This is a genomic window from Tolypothrix sp. VBCCA 56010, from assembly GCF_050875635.1.
In the GTDB taxonomy this organism is placed as follows: Bacteria; Cyanobacteriota; Cyanobacteriia; order Cyanobacteriales; family Nostocaceae; genus Hassallia.
Genome location: NZ_JBPAOH010000032.1, coordinates 37,924 through 63,945, shown reverse-complemented (window position 1 = coordinate 63,945; position 26,022 = coordinate 37,924). Strand labels below are relative to the sequence as shown.

The following is a 26,022-nucleotide window of genomic DNA, read 5'->3' as shown; positions in this document are numbered from 1 at the left end:
AGTTTCATTTAACATAAACCCCTCCGATTTTGACTCTGGAGGGGATTTTATTGCTTTAATGTTATGCCTGCGAACCCTCTAAAGCATAACTAGCAACTTGGGTTATTACAGCAAAACCAACAGTTGCAGCTTCAAATTGACAATCTCAAACAGCAACTGAAACCACCCCAAGAGATTTCCTTAGAAGATGTGGCATATCAACTGGGATTAGAACCCGATAACAATATAGGGAATCGCTGGGTAGCTCCAGGGGTTGCAATTACCTTCAACGGTACAAAGTTTAAGACGAATTCCGACGGTGGAACGAATGCAAGTGGTGATGGTGCTATCGATTTAGTCGAACATGTGCTTGGGTGCAGCCAGCCATATAGCATCAAATGGTTGGCAAATAAATTCGGTAATGAATTGGCGATCGCTTCTCTCAATACCAAGATACACAATAATATTGTCACCTACCCCATGCCCGATTTTAAACCACCCGCACTCGTTGAAGATAGGTGGTTGGATGCCAAGCGCTATCTCACCCAAACTTATGGTATCAGCGAAGACTTGCTCTCTAAGGAACATTCCCAAAATCATATCTATGCTGACAATCAAGGAAATGCTGTGCTGTTACACCACTTAATGTTGTGCCATCGGGAACAACTTAAGCGAGGGACGGTAGTAACAGGAGCTACCATCATTGGCAAGAACTGCAACGGGTTAGCAGTTGGTTCCAGCCGTATCGAAGGTTGGTTCGGGGTGGGAGTAGAGCAAACGAAGCTAAATCGCATTGCGCTAGTCGATTCACCGCTTGAAGTTTTATCGCTGGCTTCATTAAACTCTAATCCCAAAGCACCTACGATTTACTTAAGTGCAAATAGCATGGATTCTAGGAATATAAATTTGATGAGGCAGTTTCAATCTCGCGGTGGAGAGATATTTGTCTGTTGCAGCAATACCCCATCCGGTGAAAAACTGGTGGCTCTCGTATTAGAAGAATTGAAACAAGCAAAACGTATTACACCGCAGTTGGGCGAAACTTGGAACGAGCAGTTGCAACTTGTCAAGCAGCAACAACTCGAGAAAAGGCAGCAACATCAACAAGTGCAACCACAAGCAAGATATGCTTTTAGGAGTCAAAATGTAGAACTCGAATAAATAATAAATTGTAGTCTGATGCGAGCAATCAAATTAGTGCGACTGCACAGTAGCAACACAAATACCAGCAGCTTTTATTCCTGTCACTACTACTTAAGATTTACGATCTTCGTTATTAAAAGAAGAAAGTATTTCATCGCCTGCAAGTTAATCAGGAAATTGCTGACAACACTAATAAATTCAATCAACAGCAGCAGTACGCCAATCATATTGCGTCTGTTATCCGCAAATACTGGAAACTACAAGGTAATAAACGCAAGCATTTAAAGAGCGATCTAACGAACTACTGCTCTCTAACGAAACCTATATTCAAAGAGCGGATCGGTGGCGAAACAATTGCCATTATACCGCTAGACCCAAATAAGCTACCTCAAGGTAAAGGGTTGACACCAGACGAGGTGACGGAATTTTTGGATTTTGAGTCAGAAAAATTGAAAAAATTGGAAATGCAACAGAAGACGGAGAAAAACCAACCGCCACAGCAGCTTCGGCAGCAGCAGACTTTTCAGCGTAAGCACTTCCCAAATCGTTCTGACTCTGGGATTGATTTGTGATAACCCCGACCATAAACCCCAACATGGCAGCGGCAGACTGCGATGCCACGGGAGCCGATTATATTCCTTATCAATTAGGGTAACTGAAACGATCGCGCGTTTGTCAGGCAGTAAATGCAACCGCTGCCATTAGCTAAACTTTGGATTGGCAAGATTGGTTGGATTTAACGGAGTATTGCATGAGGCGCAAAAGCGCTGGTTGCATTTACTGTGTAGCCTTCGCTACTTTACCAGTAGATGCCAGCATTTCTGATGCTTTGACTGCTTATTGGTAAACAAGAAAGAACACGTTTCTAGAGCGATCGCTAAAACCTCGGACAGAGGCAAACACTTCTCCAAAGTCCGCCTGACTTTTCCCAGTAGCTTGGGTTTGGGGAAACTAAGGTACGTACCTCTAACCGCAAAGGGGACAACTGTCTACCGTAGAAGCCATTCGCCTGTTGTCAGAACATGGCATCCACACTCCGGAAGATTTTCGAGACATAAATGTTTTAGTTATTTATTGAAATTTAGTTAGATGTTCTATGGTGCAGGTGCTTGAGTAAGCGCAGCATGGTACGCAGGGACTCTAACTAGACTTTGTTAATAATATATTTGAAAAGTTGTCATATTTTGGGGACAAAAAACCTTTAGTTATGACCTAATCAAAAGTTTCAAAAAATGGAAGAATAACTTTCCTATTGCCTAGAATGTTGACAGCAGATTAAGCAATTACACTGCTTAGTTTTCAAGCATAACCCCTGTCACAAATTAAGAGGAAATTCCAAATGGACGGAAACCAAAGAAAGTACAAAGGTCAAGTTGAAATTAATGATTTGATTGGTGATGCCGTAAAAAATGCGGTCTTCAGACGGAACGAGGTTATAGATTCAGAAGATGCTTTATCAGCTTTGTCTAATGAAGAAGCGGGAAGCATTGCGGGTGGTATAACTAAATCTACTGAGCCTATAGAATTAGGTATTAAGTGTATTGAGCCGATTATATGTGGGGGATTCCCCCTACCACAAAACCCAATAGCAAGTATTTGAGTCTTAAAGATACTATTTCCTTAAGGTTCGATTTATGCAAGACATATTTGTCAACAAAACTACTCTTTGTCCCAGTGCTAGACCAGAACCAGCAGATAGTGTTATCTTCGGCGTAATCGGTGGAACTGGGGCAGAACCTCGTGTAGCTTATCTCAAGCAGCCGCAGCCTGTCACAGAGGAACTGATAGCAAAAGCTAACCCAGTTACACCCGCCGAAATTTTTCGTACAGCAGCATCCTGCGCTGAATCGGGTTGTCAGCATTTTGATGGCAAAGATTGTCGTCTGGCAATGCGAATTGTCGAGAAATTGCCTGCGGTAGTAGAGGAACTGCCACCCTGTTCTATACGGCGAGATTGTCGTTGGTGGAAGCAGGAAGGTAAGGCAGCTTGTATGCGTTGTCCGCAAGTTATTACTGATAACTACAATCCGTCTGAAATCATGCGTAACGTGGCGACACCTACTACTGGTTTCTAATGCTTAAAACCTTGAAATACTAAATTGAATAACAGGGTAATGGTAAAAGGCAATTTAAAGTCTAATCCCAACCAACACAACTTTACTTAGGAGTACATTTCAAAATGGCGAAAATTACAATCTCTGATTTGCGTCCTGCTGGCGCTGAACTATCCTGTGACTCTAAAAGCTTTATAAATGAGCTAACGGACGAGGATATGAATGGGACTCACGGTGGTTTCGGACTTATCTGGGTAATCATATACCTGACCGCGACCCCTGCCTATTAAAGATTTGTAGCACATTAACTGATGCTACCAATCTCGCTGGCGGGATTTAACATAGTACGTAGGTTGGGTGTTCGCTCTTAGCGTTCCCGTAGGGTAGCGACAGCGTAACCCAACAAAAAGCTTTTAAACGTTGGGTTGCACTCCGTTCCACCTAACCTACAAAGTTTTTTTATGTCACCAGAGTAATAAAATAGAGTTAATAAAAACTCATAACTATTGACAGCGGATTTACTTAAAGAAGCCGTGCAAGCCGTTGTCGTTTTTAAAGCGAAGAAGGCTTTAGACAGAATAGAGAAAGAAGCTGGTGTATTATGACATTTCTATTGAACAATCATAATGTTTTCGACTATTTAGTTGAGCATTGCAAGTTAGAGCAACCTCTCAGTAAGGTAGAGCCAGTTGCGGCAAAGAACTTTAACTTATTAGTGACTTTTGCAGACGGTTCTAAACTTCTGGTTAAGCAGGAACGGCATAATCAGGAGGGGAAAGCGGCTGGTGAGTTTTTAAGTGAGTGGCGAATTCAAGAATTCTTACAGCAATTTTCAGAACTGAATCACCTGCGTCCATTTTTGCCAGAGGTGCTGCATTTTGATAGGGATAATTCCATTATTGTCAAGAGCTACCTCGATGACTATCGGGATTTAATGGATTTCTACACTAAGGAAAATAGTTTCAACAGTGAAATCGCTGCGGCAATTGGCACAATGCTTGCAACTATCCATAGTGAGACTTTCAACCGCCAAGAGTATCAGGATTTTTTCTCTAAAAATCGCGAAAATTCAGCAAACGACCAAGTGACGAGTTTGATACGGGGGTTGGAAAGGATTTCGCCAGAAATTTTTGGTTTGGTACCTGCTGATGGGTTGAAATTTTTTGCCCTCTATCAGCGGTATGATAGTTTGGGGCAGGCGATCGCGCAATTGGGTAGTGCTTTTACTCCCTCAAGTCTCACCCACAATGAGCTGAAACTGAATAATATCCTTTTGCACAGCAATTGTGAGCAAGCAAGTAACCCTATTGTGCGGCTAATTGATTGGGAACGTTCTGCTTGGGGAGATCCAGCTTTTGATTTAGGAACAGTTATTGGTAGCTACGTGCAAATCTGGCTGGGTAGCTTGGTTATTAGTAATTCTTTGAGTATTGACGAATCACTGCGTTTGGCGATAACTCCCTTAGACAAAGTTCAACCTTCGATTTTTAGATTAATCCAAGCATATTTTCACAAATTCCCAGAAATTTTAGAACACCGTCCTGATTTCTTACAGCGGGTGGTGCAATTTGCGGGTTTTGCTTTGATTCAACAGATTCAGGCGATGATTCAATATCAAAAATCCTTTGGCAATACGGGGATTGCCATGCTTCAGGTTGCTAAGACGTTGTTGTGTCGTCCGGAACAATCAATGCCAACGATTTTTGGTGCTGCTGCTGAATTAAGACCGCCAAGGATTGAAATCCCTGGCTAATAACTTAAGTCCTTTAAAACGGACTAAAAACTTATAAGTACTAGTGCAAAATAAAATATACATTTGTCATTGCGAATGGAGCGAAGCGGAATGAAGCAATCGCAAACCCCTGCGATTGCTTGTCTGCGACACGCTGCGCGAACGCTGCATTTCATTTCGCTCGCAATGACATAAACATTTTTGCATACCCACTTATTTGTAGCAATTAGCCTTGAAATTAATTTTGGGGCGAACAAAGAAAGCTTGAACATAGAGTAAATCCAAAATCCTTGCATCAAATGACACAATTACTCAATTCTCCACCAATTCAACAGTCAACTGGCGTAACTGGGCAATTACTAGATGTTCTAGAAGATATTGTTCACAAAGTTGAAATTCATTCTGATTTCTCTATTCGCCATCCAGATTATAAACCCTTGGAACTGCCAGTTGAGGTGATTGCCCGTTTTCAGCAACTCCCTGAACAGATGCAGCAAAAATATCTGAGTTTGCAACTGCGGAGTTTTCTTTACGGTATATATTACAACGGTTCGATGCAAAGTAACCTGGCACTAGATGGGGAGGAAAATGGTCTAAACCTGGATTTGGAGAATAATACTTTATTAGGGGTAGATATCGCGTTTTATCAGCAATTACATGAAAGTAATTGTGGAGAGGGCTATTTTGACCCTGGTTGGTCTGTTATAAAAGAAGAAACTGACGGTAGTTTAGCGGTGACTAAGGGCAGTTTGAGGCTGCATATTAAACGGGATAAGCATCTTCAACCAAGTGAAGAATCCGTCGCTGTTGGTAAATTAGTGGCTATCCGGATGCCAAAGAATCTAGTGCAAAATGGCTTTTACATGGCAGTGGGGAATGCAGGAGTACAAAGTCAGCAGCATTTAGAACAACCGCAACAAATAGTACGTATCTACTTTAACTTAACCCCCTCTGGTACAGTAGAAGTCATGGGGAATTTAACCCAGCAATTAAATGCTTTTTCTATTGGGTTTAGTTTTAAAGTTCTCTACAACCCAGACGACTACAAGCGTTACGATTCAGGCGTTTTATATTTTGATAAGAGGGATTATCAGGCAGTTAGGGAAGTTTTACAAGCTCTTTATCAGCACAAAGAATCGCATTTTAAATCAGAGGTTCCCCTATTCACCAAGCAGTTAGCACCTGGGTTGGGATTGGCAGAAGAACCAGACCAAAAGTTTGGTGAGCAGGAAAGCTTTGGGATGAACCGCTGTCAGATTGTAGCAAATGGGTTACTGGAAGCTTGGCAGCAAGGGGATGACTCGCCACAAGGGAGGATGCAGGCTATCCTTGGGCAATTTTCTCCTTTGGGGATTGACTTGCAGCGCCCTTATCTCAATGCCAATTCGGAGGATATTTATTAGTAGTTCCATTGATTGAGGGGAATAAACTGATTGGCTAGGCTATAGTCCGATGCTTCGATGTTGGCGATGGACTTAACGATACTCAGGTAGCTCATGCTTTTTGATGGGTCAGAGTGCTGGTAGACTGCTAAAATGCCGGGATGATTTGGGTTTGCTTTGTGGAGAGTCTGGAAGTCATCGCAGTTGCGAGTCAGTAATACACGCTCTTCAAGTCTTGCATACTCAAGTACAACTGAGTCAGGCTTGCTCATTAGATCTGCTTCGTTGACTGTTATAACATCGTGACCTGCACTCCGTAACAAATTAACTAAACGTTTTGCCTGGGAGTCTTCATCAATGAGTAGTTTTAGGCTCAAGGGAGACTCCTTGTTGTTCGAGGCGGTAACGCTCCTCTTCTGCTTCCAGCTTCAAGAGTTCTTGGTGACTTTCGCAATAGCGAATAGCTTCCTCAATGGCAGCAAGGGGGAGGTTCCAATTGTCTGCTGCCTCTTCGATTGACATCTGGTTAACAATCATATCCTGCCACACAGTCGAGGCAAGTAGTTTTCGCCCTTTGATGTAAAGTTGCCGTCGCCAAGGGTGAGGACGTTCTACCAGATATTGCCAGTCGCCTGTTGGGGGAGATTCAAGTTCTGGGATAAGTAGGCGGACTTGCCCTTCTCTTGTGTGGAGAAATAGTTGAGTACCTGGACGCATGTGACGCTTGAGAGTGACCATTAGGTCGATGGAACGCAGGATTGTTTCTTTGGTATTAGGAGCTGCGATCGCATCACGTAGCCAGTTAAGCTTTGCTTCTTGTTCTGGAGTAATGTTGAAGTTCTGCCGCTTGGTTTCTACCGTTTCTGGATTAGATGATATCGGCGTGGTCATGTTACCTGATAACTAGGAATAAGCTTGGTAAGTACAATATGAGTATATCAGACTCATAAAATTGACACAATTGATGCGATGTCTACGACGGGCTTCTCTACGAGACGCTACGCGAATGCCTACGCATTTTCGGCAATGGAACTATTTAATATCTGTTGATCAGCCTAAAGTTTGGATACCGACCTTGGAGTTGGGTTTAGGACTATGGCTTGGAGAGTATCGTGGCAAAAATCGACAATGGCTGTGTTGGTATGATACGGCTTTGTAACTGGATTTGCACCGCAAAAGAATTGGAGCGACAGGAGAAAGAATTGGCTCAAGCTATAGCAGAACGGTTAGCAGAGCGTCTGCGACTCTCAGGGATTGACCCTGAGCAGATTTAAACACTTTGTAGCGGCTATGGAAAGCGATCGCACAGTTGGCAGCACGCTCTTTGATCTGAGTGAAATATAACTATGTCATGTTTATGTGATTGTCAAGAATAGCATGGGGTCTGCTCCTACCGCCAGAATGAAATAACCCTAAATTTTGATCGTTCAGTCTAAGAGGATTCTTGGGCTGATTTTTTATTGGTTCTTCTAATTTGTATTAATAAAGTAAGCAATGAAGAATAAAAAAGGTCATAAATATTTTATATATGCCATCAAAGATAAGGTTATTTATCCAAATAAATATAAAATTTTTATTTTCCGAAAAATCGCCCAGTTAATTTCATAATTAACCAACATATAACTGCATTATTTTTGTCCTATTTTTACTGAAAAAAACCTTGAAATAATAGATTGAATAACAGATTATGGTAATGGGAGGAGGCAATTCAAAGTCTAATCCCAACTCAAACAACTTTACTTAGGAGTACATTTCAAAATGGCTAACATTGCAATCTCTGACCTACGTCCCACCGGTGCTAACCTGTTCCAAGATTCTGAAAGCTTTATGCATGAACTGACAGAGCAGGATATTGCAGATGTTTTGGGTGGTCGTTTCTCGATTTATATTGGTGCTAGCTACGTCCTTTGCATCACATTCTAATTGATGAAAATCTGAGAATATTCGAGTTTTATTACTATTAAATTTTTGGTAATAGACTGGTTAAAACACCCAAAAATATTGAATAAATTTGGGTGTTTTATTTGAAAATAATTGCAAGGTTTTGGAAGTTTTAATTTGATGTTCAATTTAAAAATTAATAATTACATCCCAATTATCAATTTTTTGCTTAATCCAGTCAAAAAATAAATCTGAATTAATTTTTTTGCGTAGATCGTGATTCAACTGTGGTTGAATTATCTCCTCAACCAAAATCAGGTTTACTCCCGAAGATGTCACAATTGGCTTGAGAAGCTGTGGCGGTTTAGCAGCAAAAACAGCAGCAGAAATTTCCGGCTTTAAATCCTTGCGGTGTACTATTCCCCGATATCCCCCTTGTCGGCGTAATTCCGTATCTTGGATGTATTTGTGAGCAACATCATAAAAACTCATCTCACCTTCCTTGATGGCATAAAACATTTCCACTGCCAAGTCTTCATCGTTAAATACAACCTCATACATCACTACACCACTATAGTACAGTTGGTTTTCAAAAAAGTATGGTTCAACCTTATCTGCAAATAGATGAGTAGCCAACTTTATAGATATGAAGCTGGTATAAGCGATTTCTTCAAAATCATCTAGAGAAAGACAATATTTTTTCAGCCATGCCCAGGTATCATCTACAGTCAGGAGATTGTTTGTTAATCGAAGGTTATCCGCCATTTTCTGGAGTGCTTTATCGTCTACTTTGATGCCAGCTTCTTCAGCAGCTACTGAAATAATCTTACGGGTAATAATCTTTTCGATTATCTCAGGAATTTTGCAAGATATCTTGAGTTGAGCAACAATATCTTCGCTGGTAATCGTGATAATTGGTGACATGATGTTTCTCCTAAGTTAGATAAACGAGATTAAACGTGAAATGTTGACCTCTGCTTAACCCTCTCGTAAAAGGAGAGAAAAGAGGAAGAATGTTTTTCGTTGGGAGGGGGGCTTTTCTCCCTCTTCCCTAGTTGGGAACTCTGTTAAAGGGTTAGGTTTAGAAATGTATAAATGCCCTGAAATCCCTACAATTTGAACCCTCCCTGCTGCAACTGCTTAAATGGGTCAAGCAGAAAATCAATAATCCGACGCTGGCGCACAATTACCTCAGCCGTCGCCGTATCCCCAGGACGCAACCCAATACACTTATTACGAGTGGGAATACAATGCTGATTCATGGCAATTTCCAAGTTATAAGCTGCCACCTTCCCATTAGGTGTATCCACTTCTGTTGTAGTAGGAGAAATATCCACTAACTTACCTTCCACTATTCCATAATCCTGAAAAGGATAAGCATCAAACTTTAACTTCACTGGCAATCCTTTCCGCAAAGAACCACTCTCAGTCGTCGCCATTAGCGCCCGAATAATTAGCGGCGAACCAGAGGGTGCAATCTCCGCCACCAGAGTTCCCGGTTGCACCACAGACCCAGCCCTTTGAATCGGTAACTGAAACAATGTACCGTTCACGGTGGCTCTTAAAACTCGTTGTCCTAACTGAATCTTTAACGATAAAATCTGACTTTTACTTTGAGCAATTTCTGCCTTCAGCGTAGTAATTTCCGTCTCCATATTCTTCTGTTGTTCCTCGCTTTTTAAGATAGCCAGCTTACCGGAACGAGTCAAAGTCTGATAACTCCGTTCCTGTTCCTTTAGTCGCAACAGAGCCTGTTCAATATCTGCTTTCGCTTTACGAATAGTCCGCTCATAACTACTTTTTTGTTCTGCTAAACGTAGTTTAGATTGCTCAATATCTGACTTACTTTGTTCATATAATTTTTGCTTTTCTTTAGCTATATCTTGCTTTTCTACTAAATTAATCTCTGGAATAACCCCCTCCTGCTTTAGCTTGCTATAGCGTTCAACTTCTCGTTGGGAACTCGCTAAACTACTCGACACTAACTTATTAGCAGTTTGACTATGCTCAACAGTTTGCCGTGCTTGATTCACTTGAGCTAGTTTTTCTGACTTTTGTAAGTCATAGGAATTACTAAGAGCATTAAGATTCTGCCTAGCCTGGTCGATTTGAGCCTGCTTTTCTAACTCTTGAGCTTGATTTTGTTGCTGTTGAGTCGTCAAAGCCACAACTAACTGATTCTGAGATGAATTTAACTGCGAAAGCCGATTTAATTGACCTTCTAACTTATCTTGCACCTGCCGCAAATCGGCATTAACTAATTCCGATTCTAATACCAACAAAGTCTGCCCAGCCTTAACCGCATCACCCTCCTTTACCGAGATTTGGGCAACAGTTCCTGCTACAGCAGCATCTAGCCTAACTGTCTTGCCCTTAGGCTCAAGTCGCCCTCTAGCAGTACCCGTTTCATCCACCTTAGATAGCATTGCCCAAGGTAAAACTATAGACACAAACACCACTAAAAAATACAGCAATCCCCTTGTCCAAACCTGGGGCAAGCTATCAAGTGATTCTTGAGTCACGTCAGACCAATCATCTGAAGTTATAGCTGGTGTTTGGGAGGTTAAAACTAGCTGTAGTGCATCCGAATGCACTTGGTTTGTAACCCTTCCATTCAATGTATTTGTCATGATTTTTTCTCACACAATTTGGGATTTTAACCGCAGATGGACGCAGATAAACGCAGATAATTTGCCTCGCACTTGGAGTGTGGGACTGGAGGCTGGAGCCTCTTTTCTTAGCATTCCCAAGTTCTACCTGGGAACGAGAGAGAAATTCCCCGTGTCCCCTTGTCTTCTTCTTTCACGCAACTGCATCCAACTGCTGTTGATTGAGATAAAAATAATGCCCTCGCTTCGCCATCAACTCTGAGTGATTTCCACTCTCAATCAACACACCCCGATCCAGCACCAAAATCAAATCTGCATTCCGCACAGTCGAAAGACGATGGGCAATTACCAATGTGGTTCGCCCCTTCAGAATTGTGTTCAAATTCCTCTGAATAATCCTTTCCGACTCTGTATCTAAATGGCTTGTCGCCTCATCCAAAATCAACAACTTAGGATTTCCTAATAAAGCGCGGGCGATCGCAATCCGCTGTCTCTGTCCACCAGACAACAACCCCCCACCTTCTCCAATCTGCGTTTCATACCCCATCGGCAACTTTTTAATAAACTCATCAGCACCCGCTAGTTTTGCCGCCTCGATAACCTCTGCTAAAGTTGCTCCAGGATGGGCTAAACTAATATTCTCCCGAATTGTACTGCCAAACAAAAAGGTATCTTGGTCAACTACCCCAACCTGTTGACGTAAGGAACGCAAGGAAATACTGGTAATATCCTGTCCATCAACCAACACTTTGCCATCTGTAGGGGGATACAACCCTAAAACCAACTTAGAAATCGTGGTTTTCCCAGACCCCGATCGTCCCACCAGCGCCACCATTTGCCCGTTATGTACTTCAAAACTGAGATTTTCCAGGACATTGGTATCGCTTTCTGGGTGATACCGAAATGTCACGTTTTCAAAGCGAATGTGTCCCCTAACTTCTGGTAAATTTTGCCGTGCTTGATACTGCAAATCCTCCTCAGGTTCCGCATCCAGCACATCATTAATCCGTTCCACGGCAATTACCACTTCCTGCAATTGATTCCACAACACCGTTAAGCGTTGGAAGGGCGTAATAATCTGACCCAGCAGCATATTAAATGCCACCAATTGCCCAATGGTTAACTGGTTTTGAATCACCTGGTGCGCCCCAAACCACAGCAAGGCAGTTGTCACCACAGCTTGAATTGTGTTGCTGAAAATTTGCAGGCGATTGCTGATAACTTGCCCGGAAAAGTTCGTTTTTATCTCTTTATTTAATAAATCTTCCCAATGCCAACGCACTGTTTGTTCCACCGCTGTGGATTTAACAGTCCGCACACCAGTCAGCGCTTCAATTAGATAACTACTTTCGTTGGCAACTGCATTAAATATTTCCCTAGAAATCTTCTGTAAAAAAGGTGTAGCAATCAACGCCAGCAAGAAAAAAGGTGGTACAATCACCAATGCCAGCAATGCCATTTTCCAACTGTACCAAAACATCAATCCTACATAGATAAAAACTGTGAGTAAATCCAGCAGGATAGACAAAGCCTCACCAGAGAGGAAGCGTTGAATTTTGCGGTTTTCCTGCATACGAGAGATAATATCTCCCACATAACGGGACTCGAAGAAATTCAAGGGTAGTCGCAGGGTATGGCGAATAAACCCGACAATCAGTGATAAATCTACCCTATTCGCCGTGTGGTCTAACAGATATTGCCGCAACCCCATTATCGCCACGCGGAAGAGACTAAAAATCAGTAACCCAATCCCCACTGCCGTTAAGGTTAGTTCCGAACGCTGCACCACCACTCGGTCTAAAATTAACTGGGTGAATAATGGGGTGATCAGTCCAAATAACTGGATAAACACCGAAGCGATAAATACCTCCAGCATTACCAAAGAGTGAGGCTTCATCAACTCAAAGAATTGCCAAAAGGGAGTCGAAGTCTCTTTGGCATCTTTGAGAAAGACTGTGGGTTGCAGCAGTAACGTATAGCCAGTCCAGTTAGCTTTAAATTCAGCGTGGCTGAGGCTGCGTTGACCAATCGCAGGGTCGGCTACAATCACCTGTTTGTTGTTGATTTCATAAACAACGATGTAGTGCTTCCCTTCCCAGTGGACAATGGCAGGCAATTTTTGCTTCGCCAACTGGTCGAGACTCGCTTTCACAGGTCGCGTGGCAAAGCCAATACTTTCCGCCGCCGCCGATAACCCCCGCAAAGATGCACCATTGCGGTCAACATTAGCGATATCCCGCACGCGGTTGATACTAAAGCGTTTCCCCCAATAGCGAGACACCATTACCAAACAAGCTGCACCGCAGTCTGATGCACTTTGTTGGGCAAAAAACGGATAGCGCCGCAACACATGTTGCCATAAATGCCCTACTCGCTGGGTAGGGTTGGGGAAGTAAGCTTTGCTAATCTTTTTCTTTGGCTCGGCTTCTACCGCTGGTGTTGACAAAATATCATTTTTATATATTTTGTTCGATTCAGCTGACTTTACTGGGAGGTGATTCGAGTTTACCTGCTCTTCATTACGCGCCTGCGCCTCATTCCACAAATGCTCTCGGATTTGCGGATACTTAGCCATCAATGGCGATAATACCTCACCCGGAATAAAGCACACCTGCAAAGAAACTGAAGCCCTAGCAGCATATGGCTGAAACTCAGCCTCCTTAAACAAGGTAAATTCCCCAAATGATGCTCCTGCATCCAGAGTGACGATGATCTCACCCGCAGAGTCCAGCAATCTGACCTTGCCAGCAACTACAATGTAGATACCTGCTTCAACGTCAGTTCCTTGCCAGAACTTTCCGACTTTGGGCGTTAGGGATTTAGCTTGTTTAAGACAACGCTGAAATTCTCCTTCGGAAACAGAATGTCCTAAAGTATTACTTAGCTGTTGCAGAGATAACTGCTCAGATAAATTTTGTGTCATGATTGTCTAATGTCCCATAGATGCCGAAGTTAACAGGCAAAAATTCCTGATTATCTGAAGTGTTTGCCAGTTTTAGGTCACTAATCAAAATTTTGGAACTCTGATCCGGAATCGCGCTTTCCTCGACATGATTCGGCTTTGGTAAAGTGGACAGCCCCATTTGTTTGAGCAGTCGCTTGAGGTGGCGATCGCTCACTGCAATCCCCAATTCTTTCGCCAAATGTTTACTCAGCCAGTTCACTGTCCACCGCCGAAAAGGATAGCCATAATCACGGGGACTACTGCTAAGTAGTTCCTTCAAACGCTCTAGATACTGCTCATTCACCGCTTTAGGGCGACCAATGGGACAATCTTGCCATAGGTGAGCCATTCCAGCATGGGCTATGTGCATCCAATACCGTGCTGTTGCTGGACAACACCCCAAGGTTTGACAAATTTCGATTTGAGATTTCCCCAAATCTGCCAGCAACATAATTTGGATGCGCTGGTGGTACGATGCAGGTAAATCCTCTTGTAAACTTTTTTGTAGCAGTTTGCGCTGAAAGGAAGTTAAACATTTACCACCAGCCATGTCTACGTTCTTAATATCTAATTTTTCTTGAGAGTGCGACATCTTAAGGTTCCGATAAGCCAGGGAGCGAGAATTTAACAACGGTTCATTCCCAAGGTTTCTTAAAGAATAAATTGGGGTGGATAAGCGCCACCGTGACACTCTTAGCGGGCAATGTACATTCTGGTTAATTTGTGTAGTGCGTTTCTGCTAAATACAGCAATAACCTCGGTAAATTTACTCATGGCATTTCCCCAAATCACTTTACTATTGATTACATTGGAAGCAGCTTTGAGGAAATATGAGGTTGTCCGGATTTTTTTGTAATTTTTATGTTTGAGGCTGTAAAACCGACTCGCTACATCAAGCGGCTGTGTTCTGCTCTTAACCCCTTCAGAACTAGATTTACTTCGGTTTTTCAGAAATTTCCGGGTGCGATCGCACGGATCGCAGTGCCGCAAGCAGGCGATCGCCCTTACTGCGTGTTGCAGACACTCGCCAAAATATCTCTACCTTACGGGGCAGGTCTTTGAACCAAGTATTTACTAATAATTTTCCCCAACTGCAACAGAACCCCTCATAAAACGCCTCAAGCAATACCAATAAGTAAGTAGCCCACTTGATAAAGCCACCATCAAGCCACTATGCCCAACAAGTTACATTACCACCTATGCTGGAACAGCAGTTTAACTAATATCTTGTCTTTACGCAGCAATACCCACTCTGCAAGTGCCGCATATCTCCCTAAACTGACTTCACCAATGTAGTCAAGGTTACATATTCGTAAAGATTTCTTTCTCGCTTAAGTGTATCCTGACCGCTACTATAAGGGGAACAAAGTTTTTACACTTTTATCTTGTGTATAAATACTCCCCTTTAGCTTTTAAAGAAAAAGAAGAGGTCAGGATGTTCACTATTACACCCAAACTGCCCAGCCGTCAAAACCTTGTTGATAAATTTTCTATGTATATGACTGTGGAGAATAATAAGGGTAGATCCACTATTAAATGGAAAACTGATCCTCATTTGCAAAGCAATATTGAGTTATACAAAAGCCGACACAAGAAGTTTGCATCGTTATTTAACCAAGAGAATAACGGCAGAGATTTAGTGCAGTTCTGGATAGATATGGCTTTCAATGACCTACCAGCTTTGGAAGAATGGGAGCCAGAGAAACGAGTACAAAATGCATGGGAACACTTAAGTGTTTATTGTGAAGAAAGTTGCTATTGGGCTGCTGAAAAGTTGTCGTCAGATGTATGGAAAGAGGATAAATATCAATCTTGGGAGGAATATCTATTCTTTGCTAGATGTCTGATTTATAATTACAACAAATTTAGGTATGTCTTAGCTAAATATAATTCCAATAATTCTTTAGATACTTATCTGACAACAGTTTTAATTAATGCTATTAAAGATGAAGCAGCAGTTGCTAAGTTTTCCAAATGGCGGCTGTTGCACAAAAAGAGCGATAGAGAACTGAAAGAAGCACTTGTCAGAGCCGGAAGGTATGAACCTGAAATCTCCCAGTTTCTCTTTGCTCGAAAATATTTTAAACAAGTTTATCAGATGAACAAAATTCAAAATCCTGCTAAAATAACCGGAAAAAAATGGCTTGAACCCGATAGTGCAGATTTCGCCGAAGCTGCTAATTACTACAATGCTGAAAAGTTACTACCTTCTGTACCCCATGAAGTTGCTGCTGGTGCTTTTGTCACAGGCGAGCAAATTAAAGTTTGGATGGAAATTTGCATTATTGCATTACAGAATTACCCCAAATCAATCACGCCACACTTTTCTCTTGAAGCACTCCAAGAAACTGGTCGCAAAGTTGAGTATGATGAGTCTCCAGAAATTATCGAACAAGATTTACTAACTTATAGCGAAGTAAAAGATTCTTTTGAAACTCAGGGAAGAACAGTAAAGCGAACTGAGCCAGCTTTGCTTCTTCAGTTGCTTTTTTTTAAATCAGAGCAACAGGAAATATTACTACTTTATTATGGTTTTGGGCTGAATCAAAAACAGATAGCAGAGAAATTTAAAGTCACTCAGGGAGCAATTGCGCGTCGCCTTCAGACAATTGAACTGAAACTCTTGAAAACTTTATCTGAATTAAGCCAACCTACTGAATGGGTTTCTCAGTATGTAGCAGGATGGTTAGGTCGTAGTTACCAAGCTCCTATCTATTCAGATTTGATTCATGTTGCTATAGTTGAGGCGATAAAGAAACTTGAGCCACAAGAGCAAGAGCTATTGCGACTTACCTACGGACAAAAACTGGATGAACAAATAATCGCCAATCAGCTTGGCATCAGTCAACCAAAACTTATAGACACACTCCGCAGAACTAAATCTAAATTAGAAGCGGCTTTAATCAAAGAGATTGATAATTTGATTAATAAATATTTACAATCTTGGTTGCCAAAGGTATCTAAAACTGTAGTTAAATCAGCTTGTGATAATTTGGGATTTTCCCGCTCAGGAGCAGCATCCTTAAAAACAATGAATGCTGTATTAAAAGAATCGTTAAAAATTTTGCATTCATCAAAATAATGAGGTTGCACTAATGTCTTATTTGAATGAGTTGGAAATAGCTTCTGGCAACCAATTGTGGTTGAATATTTCATCCGCAGAGAAAAATATTGCCTGGGAGCAAGCTCAGAGCCATTCTCATACGCTCGCACGTTACAACGCCTATCTCAATCACCTTTCATTGCATACCTTCCTTAACTGGCTTACAGAGTGGCTAGCAGATGAATCTGTGCCTAAACCCAAAATTTTACCAAATGAAGATAGCTTACCCAGTATTTGGGAAGTGGTGAATGGTGCAGCAATTGGGGTGGGTGAGAGGCGAATAGTGCTTATCCCCAGTGAAACAATGGATTTAGAAGAGTTGTGTGTACCCCAGGAGTGGGTGGATATTCCCAGCTTTGCAGGTGACTATTACTTAGCAGTGCAGGTAAACCTGGAGGCGGATGAGGATGAGTGCTTTTTGGGAGTGTGCGGGTTTACCACTCATCGCCAACTCAAGAACTTTGGTTCCTATAACTCGACGGAACGCACATATGTCTTAGCAGCAGAAAATTTAACTGCAAACCTCTCCGTGATGTTGGTGACACTGGAACTCTTAGTGAAAGAGGAAATCCCAGAATTGCCAAGTTTAGGAGAAGCTGAGGCGCAAAAATTGTTGCAACTGTTAGGTGATGCATCTATTTATTCTCCCCGTTTACAAGTTGATGTAAGTTTTGAAAAATGGGCGGCACTGCTAGATAATGAACAATGGCGTATTCAGTTGTATCACAGAAGAATAGGACGCTTAGTTGTTGCCAAAACTACGACACCATGCAACAATTTAAGCAATTGGTTTCAAAATATGTTTGATGCTGGTTGGCAGTCCTTAGATACAGTCCTAAATACAGAATCTCTTAATTTAAACTTTGCTTTCAGACAGCGTGAATTTGCTGTTAGAGAGGTGTCTGTTGGGGGAATTAAAGTTATTGATTTGGGGATGCAATTAGGAAATGAATCTGTTGCGCTGCTGGTTGGTTTGACACAGGAGGATAAACAAAAAGTGGGTATCCGCGTGCAGTTGCATCCAGCTAATGGACATTACCTGTCACCTGATATCAAACTAGCTTTACTTTCTGCCTCAGGGGCAACTATTCAAGAATTAAAATCTCGTAGTCAAAATAACTTTATTCAACTTAAACGATTTACTTGTCCAATAGGAAAAAGTTTCAGAATCCAAGTGGCTATCAAGGATTTCAGTCTTACAGAAGATTTCGTGATTTCACCACTTGCTTTAAATAGCCATGAGTAAGCTAGTTATTTTTAACCTGGTCAGAGGTACATTACAGTCAGGTTTTCCCCTTGTTACTGTTCAGCTTCAAGAAGGAAATTCTCACTCAAGGCAATTTCAAGGTAGTTTACCTGCTGCCCCAAATATTATCGACCTCTACCGCCGTTGGCAATTGCTTTATGATTTAATCTATGAAGCTCGCTCTATAAATATAGGTTTGCGTCACTTTCAGCTAATTGATGAAGACATCACAATTGATGAATCTGACGTGACTCACGTTTCCGATGCTGAATTTTATGACGTATGTGAAGAATTACAAAATCAAATAGATAATTGGTTAGATACCGAGGGATTTCGTAATATCGACCGCCAACTGCGGATGCGCTTATCCCCTGATGATGAAGTTCGAGTCATTATTCAAACTGAAGATAATCAACTAAGGAAACTGCCTTGGCATACTTGGCGTTTTTTTAGGGATTACCCCCAAGCAGAAGTTGGTTTAAGTCCTATTGAATTTGAACCTGGTATTAAGGCAAGGAACTCGGCAACTACCGTTAGAATATTGGCTATTTTGGGTGACAGTACGGGTATAGATGTTGAGGCTGATAAAAAGTTATTATCAAACTTATCATCAGACGCAGAAACGGTATTTTTGGTAGAGCCAAAACGCCCAGAATTAGATGAGCAGCTTTGGGATAAGCAGGGATGGGATATTCTGTTTTTTGCCGGACATAGTTATAGCACTGATGGTGAAACGGGTCATATTTATATAAATTCTACCGATAGTTTAACGATTACCCAGTTAAGAAATGCGCTGAAAAAAGCTATAGAACGCGGATTACAGTTGGCAATTTTTAACTCTTGTGATGGGTTGGGATTAGCACAGCAACTGGATGATTTGCACATTCCCCAAATAATTGTTATGCGGCTCCCAGTGCCAGATCGGGTGGCACAAGAATTTTTGAAGCGCTTTCTTAGGGGATTTGCTGATGATAAGTCGTTTTATTTAGCAGTGCGAGAAGCGCGGGAACAGTTGCAGGGTTTAGAAAGTGATTTCCCCTGTGCTAGCTGGTTACCTGTGATTTGTCAAAACCCTGCTGAGGTGTCGCCAACTTGGAAAGAGTTGCGAGGTAAAACGTCATGCGATAGTGCGGTAGCGCCCAATCTAAGCGATCGCCCTTTAGGCAGCTCCAAGAGGGAGCATCGTCAACCCCTTCCTTTACCTCCAAAGCAACCCAAAGTCAATTTCAAAACAGTTTTGATTATTAGTTTTATAGTAACAAGCTTGCTGATGGGGTTGCGCTGGCTGGGGAAGCTACAAGTATGGGAGTTGCAGGCTTTCGACCATTTAATGCGCCTACGACCACCTGAAAAACAAGATAATCGGATTTTGGTAGTCACCGTCACCGAAGAGGATTTTCAACTAAAAGAACAACAGCAGAGAAAGGGTTCGCTATCGGATTTAGCACTGATGCGACTTTTGGAGAAACTGGAAACTTATCAACCGCGAGCCATTGGCTTAGATATCTACCGAGATTTTCCTGTAGATGCCAAATATGCAGAATTAGCAACTCGTTTGCGGCAAAGCGATCGCTTCTTTGCCATTTGCGAAGTTAGTGAAGCCAATCAAAAACCCGGCATTGCACCCCCTCCAGAAATTCCCAGAGAACGCCAGGGGTTTAGTGATTTTGCAGTTGACCCAGGTCGGATTCTGCGTCGCCATTTAATTGCAATGCAACCAAGTTCCACATCTCCTTGTACCACACCTTACGCCCTCAACGCTCAGTTAGCATTCCATTATTTGCAGTCCGAAGGCATTTCTGTTGGGTACACCCAACAAGGAGAACTGCAACTGGGCAAGGTTGTCTTTCGACAGTTGCGTTCACGAAGTGTCTCCATTCGCGCAGCGTCTCCGGTAGGAGAAGGAGAATCGCATACGGGCGGCTATCAACAAATTGATGATAATGGGTATCAAATATTACTTAATTACCGTTCCTCTCCTTCTCCAAAAGAAGTTGCCGAGCAAGTCAGTTTAAAAGACGTGCTAACGGGTAAGGTCAATCCTGATGCAGTTAAGAATCGGATTATTCTGATTGGCGTTACCGCTGACAGTGCAGGTGATAATTTTTTCACTCCCTACGGAAACGAGATGCCAGGGGTGATTGTTCATGCCCAGATGGTGAGTCAAATCCTCAGTGCAGTTTTGGATGGGCGACCCTTGTTGTGGGTTTTGCCTTTTTGGGGCGAAGTTTTTTGGGTTTGGGGTTGGTCTTGTGTTGGAGGAACAATTGCTTGGCGTTTCCGGTCAATCCCAACTTGTGGACTGGCATCCGGAGTCGCACTTCTGGGTTTATACGGAGTTTGTTATTGCTTATTAACACAAGGCTGTTGGCTACCACTTGTCCCATCGGTATTTGCCGTAATCGTCACAGGAGGAAGTGTAGTAGCCTTCCGTCTCCAGCGTATTCAAAGCAGTGTATTTGAATCAAATTTGAGTCATGACTAAGCATATTGGACTTTCTTTGGCGATCGCTTTCGCACTTGTTAGTTTCACGCCAGTACAAGCACAGCTTGCTAAACCGATGAATTCGATACCGCGCCCAACCTTAAACCTCAGACAACAAGCCAAAAAACCATTGATTTTCAAGACACCCCCGCCACCACCAAATATCGGTGCCCCAAGTCAGCGCAAAGCAGGCGGAAGCCGTGGCTGTATGGACGTGAACGTGCAGAACACGCAGTTTAAGGAAAAGGTACTCACAGCCTTGGCACCTGAGTATTCTGGTTCGCAATTGGTTTTAGGATCGACGACCCAAATGCGTCCCTCCTTCTGGTTTTATGTTCCTTATAAGTCTGACTCTACCTACGCAAAGTTAGTGCTAGAGGATGAATTAAACCAGACTATCTACAAAACTCCTTTGACACAAACACCAGGAGTAGTCAGCGTTTCCTTGCCATCCACATCTTCGGCACTAAAAATTGGCAAGCGGTATCACTGGTATTTCAACATTTACTGCCAGCAGGACAATCAATTTCTGACTTCCGTAGAAGGGGACGTGCAACTTTTGGCACTTAATCCCATTGTTCAGAATGAGTTAGACAAAGCAACACCACAGCAGCAAGTCGCTCTTTATGCTGCCAATGGTATATGGTATGAAGCGCTGACTACTCTAGCTAATCTTCGCCGCAGTTACCCGCAGGATACCAAATTAGTCAGTGACTGGGCTAGTTTGTTGGGGTCTGTGGGCTTGCAAAATATTGCCGCAGAACCGATAGTTGATTGCTGTAAAACTCAAGATGGAATAGCAGCAAGTGACTCTAAGTAACTGGATTTTAGAAAGGCGATCGCCTTTATAGCAGTTTTCAATTGAGTGAAATACAGGTTGCTTGTAGGGGCACAACGCCCGTTGTGCCCCAAAGCGTCTACTGCACCCCATAGAGAAGCGCTATAGTCTCCAGTCCAGTGCCAAACTTGAGCCGAGTTAATCCGATGTTTAATTATCATATTTACGCTATTTTGTCAAATTAATGTTCTACAGCGGATTTCGGCGCACCACAGGTAGTTGGTCGAAGCCAGGAACTGTGGGGAGTGGCAGTGGGCGGATCTGCTGTGAGGATTATCTCGCCTTTGGCATTGGTCACCCACCCTGTAGCTTCGACAATCGGTGCTGGTGTAGGGATAGTGGGTTTGGTAACAGTTTGACGATGCTGCCTCTGGGAGCCGCCTAAAGGGCGATCGCGGTTGTCAGTACTCTCTTTGAGAGTGACCCAATCTACTCGAACTGTATCATTGTTGTTAAAAGCTTCTCTGGGATTAAGTGGCAAGCCACCGCGTCCGGTAACAACAAACCTGCTTTGATTTTGACTTGCACCCGCAGTACAGCCAGAGGCTACCTTGGTATCAACTGGTACTGTTGGCAAGTTGATTAAGCCACTGTTGGGGTCAATGCCGGGTGTGTTGATTTCTACAGTGCCGTTTACACCAAACTGGGAACTGGCGGTGATGTCGCTTTTTGGGGTTTCTTCTTCTCGAAATTGAGTGCCGAAGACACCACTCGCATTGATAGTGACGTTGCCACCAATGCCAGTGTAAGCATTGGCAGTGATGTCACTATTTTCCTTTGGGACAGCAACAATGAAGCCCGACGGGGCATTGATCGTGATGTTACCGCCGTTTCCACCCTGCCCAGCAGTGCCTGCGGTGGCAGTTATGCTGCTGTTGTTACGAAGTAGTAGGATATCTCTGACATTCAGGGTGATATCTCCACCTTCACCTAAGGTAGTCCCAGTTTTAATAGTTCCCTGGTTGTCAAGACGGATAATACGAGAGTTGACTGCTATGTTACCAGCATTAGCAGTTGCCTTACCTCGAACGCTAGCAAATAAGCCACTATCGGAACCGTCATTATCAACGATCGCTTCATTAGAGCGTTCTAATCGGGTTTTGTAAGTAGGATCGCTGCCTGAGATGTTGACATCAGTAGTATTAACATTAATATTTCCTGCCTGCCCACTGCTATAGGCACTCGTCACAATTTGTGCGCCACTGGTAATCTCAAGGTTATTAGCATTTATGTTCACGTCACCGCCCCTAAAATGACTTCTGGTTCGGGCACTCAAAACGGCTCCATCTGATAGGCGTAGGGTATCTGCCGTCAGTTCGATATTACCTCCCTGTCCTCTGGCTCCTTCTTCTGCTGAAGTTATCAGCCCACTAGAGAATCCCCCCAAGTAAGTTGAAAGGTATGGACTGTAAGTTGAGGGAGCAACTCCAGAGAGGTGAACAAAATTTGAATTGACTCGAATATTTCCGGCTTTTCCCTCTCCACGAGTCAATGACTGCACTTGGGCACCCTGAGTCAATCTGAGCAATCGCGCTTGAATATCAATCTCACCTGCATTGCCTTTTGCTCCCAATTCTACAGTGCTGAAAATACCACTACTGATATTTTTTTCGGTCTGATACAAAAATGGTATTGCTGGTGAGGGTAAGAAGTATCTTACAATTACAACATTTAGTGGGGTTGATACTCCAGGAGTAGGCGGGTTTAAGAATAACGAGTTGCCTTCAATCGAGACAGAGTCATCAACCCGTACAAATATGTTTCCAGCATCGCCATGACTAAAGGTACTGGCAATAAACTTAGCCCCATTAGTTAAAGATAAGGATCTAGCTTGAAGTTTAATACCCCCACTATTACCAAAAGCGCTTGTATCACTATAAGCCACAGAACTGTAAATTGCAGTTTGTTCACCCGTAAGAGAAACTGAGTCAAAAGCCTGTATGGATACACTACCAGCATCTCCTCTTCCAAGGGTTCCAGTAATCAGTTGGGCACCATTGCTCATCTCTAACGTCTTACCCTTGACAGTGATGTTGCCCCCATTGCCTACTGCTTGCTCTTCCACATAATTGGATATTAAGGAGTTGTTGATTTTAACAGTCTCAGTAGCATCAAGTGTAATGTCTCCTGCAACAGCAGCCCTTGATCCCAGACTATCAGCTATTCCAGCTAAAAGCCCACTTCTACCAGAAATATCTATATTTCGAGCATGAATTGCAATACTGCCACCACTATCTGCGCGTACATCAACCCTAGACTCATCACCTAAAGACACTGAAGCTCGCTCAAAAGCATCAGAAAAGTTCAAACTCAGGGAGTTGCTATCTATGTTTAACCCAACTGTCCCCGCTTCGCTTACGCCTCCTAACTCTACTCTTCCACCAAAAGCATTTAATTTACCACCATCCATTTGAATGTCGCCTCCTACTAGCAGTAAGCTTCGACCATCTCTTACACCTAGGGCTACTGAGTGATTTTCAATTTGTGCAGTAGCAATTTGATTGAATAAAAAAGCTGAAGGATTGATACTTAACAAGTTAGGATTATTCGGGTTTGTTGCACTAAAAAAACCTTGATTGCCAAATTGAATTGCATTGGCAGTCGTGGCAACAAATGAACCTCCGACATTCAAACTGGCATCTTTACCAAAAATAATCCCATTCGGATTAATCAGAAACAGGTTAGCTGTACCATTGGCGCGGATAAACCCATCAATGTTAGAAGGAGACGAACCTGTTACCCTAGCAATAATATTTTTGATATCAAGAGCGTTGTTGAAGTAAGCCGTATTCAACGTGGGTACGGAAAACTCAGCAAAGCTGTGGAACAGATTACTTCCTACTTGAGTGCCTCCTTCAATAAAGCTGGTGTTGAAATCCGACCTGACGGTGGAACTCGTAGGTAGGGTATTATCAGGAACAATTTGCGAAAAATTTGCTAGTGGCTCTGAAGTAATTACGGTTAATTTCCCCACCGGACCCTTACCAAAACTACGCACTGCCAACTGTGTTCCTTCCAAGCGGGAAGTTTCAATGGTCAAGTTGCCCCCAGCACCTGTGGAATATGGCTCTGTTTGAGCCAATATGCGACCCCCTCCACTAAGTTTCACAGAGTCAGATGCCCGTACTGTCAAATCGCCTGCATCTTCAGTACCAGAAGTACTAGTGGCAATCTGTGCTCCATCCCGAACAATCAACCTCCCAGTTGTAATCGTTAAGTCTCTAGCTGCTAAATCGCTATTGCTCACTTCCACTAATTCTGAAGCGGTCACAACCAGATTAGTTCTAGACTTCAAAGATGTACTACCAATGCTCCCACCATTGAGCCTAATCTGCCTGCCACGCACCTGGATATTATTACCAGATACGAAACTACTAAAAAGTTGAATGTCCTGGAAGTTCTGTACGCCATCATAGCCCAAAGCCCAGCCTTGCTCGGTAGGGGTTAAGCTAACTAGACTTGTACTACCAACGCTACCTAGCTCAATGCGTCCAATGTCTTCTTCTTTTGGTGTCAGATAGCTATCATTCAGCGTCACGTCACCCCCCACTAGCGCCAAAGTTTTACCAGGCTGCACCTGTAAACTAACAGCTTCATTAAGGATACTTCCTGGATTTTGCCCATATTGCAAACCAATGGGAACACTTATAGTCAGTAAGGGTTTTGTTTGTGGAGCAGTGGCACTGAACTGCGTACCATCAGCAAAGTTCAGGCTACTCGCCGTACTTGCCAAAAATGAGCCGCCGATATTCAACGAAGCATTCCGTCCAAAGACAATCCCCGACGGATTAATCAAAAACAGGTTAGCACTACCATTAGCGCGGATTAAACCATCAATGTTAGAGACAGACCCACCCGTTACTCTGCTAATTATGTTTTGAATATCCGCAGCATTATTGAAAAAAGCAGTACCGCCAGTGGGGATAGAAAACTCCCTAAAGCTATGGAATAGATTGCTACCCGCTTGGGTTCCTCCAGTGATATTGAAGGTGTTCCCCTCTAGTTTTACACTGGAATTATTCGGTAGGGTGGCATCCGGCGTAATTTGGGCAACAGCGGAATATGTAGAGAAGGCGAATGTCTGCGACATAGCGAAGCAGATCGCTCCCCCCACCATTAACCAACTTTCTCGCGCCACAAACCGACCGCAGCAACGCCGCCAGTATCTAGTCATCCTGGACATAGTAGACATCGAAAAAAAGCAGTAGTTCATTCAGATACAGCTAGTGGCTTGATAATTGCTTTAATTATCTTCTATACTTGTACCGCTTCGTCGGGCGATATCCGGCAAATTACTGATTAAGTTTTATTTCTTACAGCTTAACGCGGAATTGGTCGTCCTGGGTGCTTGTAACACTGGCACTAGTTGCATTGCCAAAAAAAGATCAGTTTCCTCAACACAGACCTTCATTTTTTTGCCAACCCTATCCCAATACATAAATAGAGCCGAGTTGATAACGGACTAACAAGGTCATCCAGATTTATATGGTAATACAGAAATTTTTAAGCTTCTAAGTGGAAAAGCTAAACGTTAGAGTCAAACGTTAGTTTAACTCTCTATCCCAATCTTGCAATCCCAAATGCATTGGCAGACTAAGGCATATTTGCCAGAACACTTTGTCATGC

General features: G+C 42.8%; 21 protein-coding genes. 13 read left to right on the top strand and 8 right to left on the bottom strand.

Going from position 1 to position 26,022, the window contains the following annotated elements:
* Positions 1 to 123 precede the first annotated feature (123 nt).
* From AABK37_RS13745 to AABK37_RS13720, 6 genes are all read left to right on the top strand, one after another.
* Entirely contained in the window at positions 124 to 1,140 is a 1,017-nt protein-coding gene (locus AABK37_RS13745) for a hypothetical protein (RefSeq protein ID WP_432552120.1), read from the top strand.
* Positions 1,141 to 1,523: 383 nt separating this feature from the next.
* Complete coding sequence (locus AABK37_RS13740) at positions 1,524 to 1,694, top strand: hypothetical protein (protein WP_432552119.1); 171 nt, start codon at positions 1,524 to 1,526, stop codon at positions 1,692 to 1,694.
* 767 nt (positions 1,695 to 2,461) lie between these two features.
* On the top strand, positions 2,462 to 2,722 hold the full coding sequence (locus AABK37_RS13735) for a hypothetical protein (protein ID WP_432552118.1): 261 nt from the start codon (positions 2,462 to 2,464) through the stop codon (positions 2,720 to 2,722).
* A gap of 34 nt (positions 2,723 to 2,756) precedes the next feature.
* Positions 2,757 to 3,197, top strand: a complete 441-nt coding sequence (locus tag AABK37_RS13730; protein ID WP_432552117.1) for a nitrogen fixation protein — start codon at positions 2,757 to 2,759, stop codon at positions 3,195 to 3,197.
* A gap of 580 nt (positions 3,198 to 3,777) precedes the next feature.
* The gene (locus tag AABK37_RS13725; protein WP_432552116.1) at positions 3,778 to 4,929 is read left to right on the top strand and encodes a phosphotransferase family protein; all 1,152 of its coding nucleotides are present in this window, start codon (positions 3,778 to 3,780) and stop codon (positions 4,927 to 4,929) included.
* A gap of 278 nt (positions 4,930 to 5,207) precedes the next feature.
* Complete coding sequence (locus tag AABK37_RS13720; protein ID WP_432552115.1) at positions 5,208 to 6,311, top strand: T3SS effector HopA1 family protein; 1,104 nt, start codon at positions 5,208 to 5,210, stop codon at positions 6,309 to 6,311.
* On the opposite strand, the gene AABK37_RS13715 is transcribed toward AABK37_RS13720, so the two are convergent.
* A complete protein-coding gene (locus AABK37_RS13715; protein ID WP_432552122.1) occupies positions 6,308 to 6,613 on the bottom strand; it encodes a DUF5615 family PIN-like protein in 306 nt (101 codons plus the stop codon). The two genes, AABK37_RS13720 and AABK37_RS13715, sit on opposite strands and share 4 nt — an antisense overlap.
* 31 nt (positions 6,614 to 6,644) lie before the next feature.
* Positions 6,645 to 7,181 (bottom strand): hypothetical protein, encoded by a 537-nt coding sequence (locus AABK37_RS13710; RefSeq protein WP_432552114.1) that lies wholly within the window; start codon positions 7,179 to 7,181, stop codon positions 6,645 to 6,647.
* Between the two features lie 221 nt (positions 7,182 to 7,402).
* On the opposite strand from AABK37_RS13710, the gene AABK37_RS13705 reads away from it, so the two are divergent.
* Together AABK37_RS13705 and AABK37_RS13700 are read left to right on the top strand one after the other, a co-directional pair.
* Positions 7,403 to 7,564 (top strand): hypothetical protein, encoded by a 162-nt coding sequence (locus AABK37_RS13705; protein WP_432552113.1) that lies wholly within the window; start codon positions 7,403 to 7,405, stop codon positions 7,562 to 7,564.
* A 484-nt stretch (positions 7,565 to 8,048) separates the two neighbouring features.
* Entirely contained in the window at positions 8,049 to 8,213 is a 165-nt protein-coding gene (locus AABK37_RS13700) for a hypothetical protein (protein WP_432552112.1), read from the top strand.
* Positions 8,214 to 8,360: 147 nt separating this feature from the next.
* Here the strand turns inward: AABK37_RS13700 and AABK37_RS13695 are convergent, their stop codons facing one another.
* From AABK37_RS13695 to AABK37_RS13680, 4 genes are all read right to left on the bottom strand, one after another.
* The gene (locus tag AABK37_RS13695; protein ID WP_432552111.1) at positions 8,361 to 9,095 is read right to left on the bottom strand and encodes a peptidylprolyl isomerase; all 735 of its coding nucleotides are present in this window, start codon (positions 9,093 to 9,095) and stop codon (positions 8,361 to 8,363) included.
* A 185-nt stretch (positions 9,096 to 9,280) separates the two neighbouring features.
* On the bottom strand, positions 9,281 to 10,801 hold the full coding sequence (locus AABK37_RS13690) for an HlyD family efflux transporter periplasmic adaptor subunit (RefSeq protein ID WP_432552110.1): 1,521 nt from the start codon (positions 10,799 to 10,801) through the stop codon (positions 9,281 to 9,283).
* Positions 10,802 to 10,973: 172 nt separating this feature from the next.
* Positions 10,974 to 13,703 (bottom strand): peptidase domain-containing ABC transporter, encoded by a 2,730-nt coding sequence (locus tag AABK37_RS13685; RefSeq protein ID WP_432552109.1) that lies wholly within the window; start codon positions 13,701 to 13,703, stop codon positions 10,974 to 10,976.
* On the bottom strand, positions 13,684 to 14,316 hold the full coding sequence (locus tag AABK37_RS13680) for a helix-turn-helix domain-containing protein (RefSeq protein WP_432552108.1): 633 nt from the start codon (positions 14,314 to 14,316) through the stop codon (positions 13,684 to 13,686). The genes AABK37_RS13685 and AABK37_RS13680 overlap by 20 nt, the downstream gene beginning before the upstream one ends.
* 269 nt (positions 14,317 to 14,585) lie before the next feature.
* Between AABK37_RS13680 and AABK37_RS13675 the strand changes: the two genes are divergently transcribed.
* The 5 genes from AABK37_RS13675 to AABK37_RS13655 all read left to right on the top strand — a co-directional run bounded on the left by AABK37_RS13675 (position 14,586) and on the right by AABK37_RS13655 (position 21,378).
* On the top strand, positions 14,586 to 14,786 hold the full coding sequence (locus tag AABK37_RS13675; RefSeq protein ID WP_432552107.1) for a hypothetical protein: 201 nt from the start codon (positions 14,586 to 14,588) through the stop codon (positions 14,784 to 14,786).
* A gap of 373 nt (positions 14,787 to 15,159) precedes the next feature.
* Positions 15,160 to 16,806, top strand: a complete 1,647-nt coding sequence (locus AABK37_RS13670) for a sigma-70 family RNA polymerase sigma factor (protein WP_432552106.1) — start codon at positions 15,160 to 15,162, stop codon at positions 16,804 to 16,806.
* Between the two features lie 13 nt (positions 16,807 to 16,819).
* Entirely contained in the window at positions 16,820 to 18,073 is a 1,254-nt protein-coding gene (locus tag AABK37_RS13665) for a DUF1822 family protein (protein WP_432552105.1), read from the top strand.
* Positions 18,066 to 20,558 carry a CHASE2 domain-containing protein gene (locus tag AABK37_RS13660; RefSeq protein ID WP_432552104.1) on the top strand — a complete coding sequence of 831 codons (2,493 nt, stop codon included), beginning with the start codon at positions 18,066 to 18,068 and terminating at the stop codon, positions 20,556 to 20,558. The genes AABK37_RS13665 and AABK37_RS13660 overlap by 8 nt, the downstream gene beginning before the upstream one ends.
* Positions 20,551 to 21,378: a DUF928 domain-containing protein gene (locus AABK37_RS13655; protein WP_432552103.1), complete on the top strand. Its 828-nt coding sequence runs from the start codon at positions 20,551 to 20,553 to the stop codon at positions 21,376 to 21,378. The genes AABK37_RS13660 and AABK37_RS13655 overlap by 8 nt, the downstream gene beginning before the upstream one ends.
* Here AABK37_RS13655 and AABK37_RS13650 read toward each other — a convergent pair.
* Together AABK37_RS13650 and AABK37_RS13645 are read right to left on the bottom strand one after the other, a co-directional pair.
* A complete protein-coding gene (locus AABK37_RS13650; protein WP_432552102.1) occupies positions 21,345 to 21,557 on the bottom strand; it encodes a hypothetical protein in 213 nt (70 codons plus the stop codon). The two genes, AABK37_RS13655 and AABK37_RS13650, sit on opposite strands and share 34 nt — an antisense overlap.
* 20 nt (positions 21,558 to 21,577) lie before the next feature.
* Entirely contained in the window at positions 21,578 to 25,570 is a 3,993-nt protein-coding gene (locus AABK37_RS13645) for a filamentous hemagglutinin N-terminal domain-containing protein (RefSeq protein WP_432552101.1), read from the bottom strand.
* Positions 25,571 to 26,022: the final 452 nt, after the last annotated feature.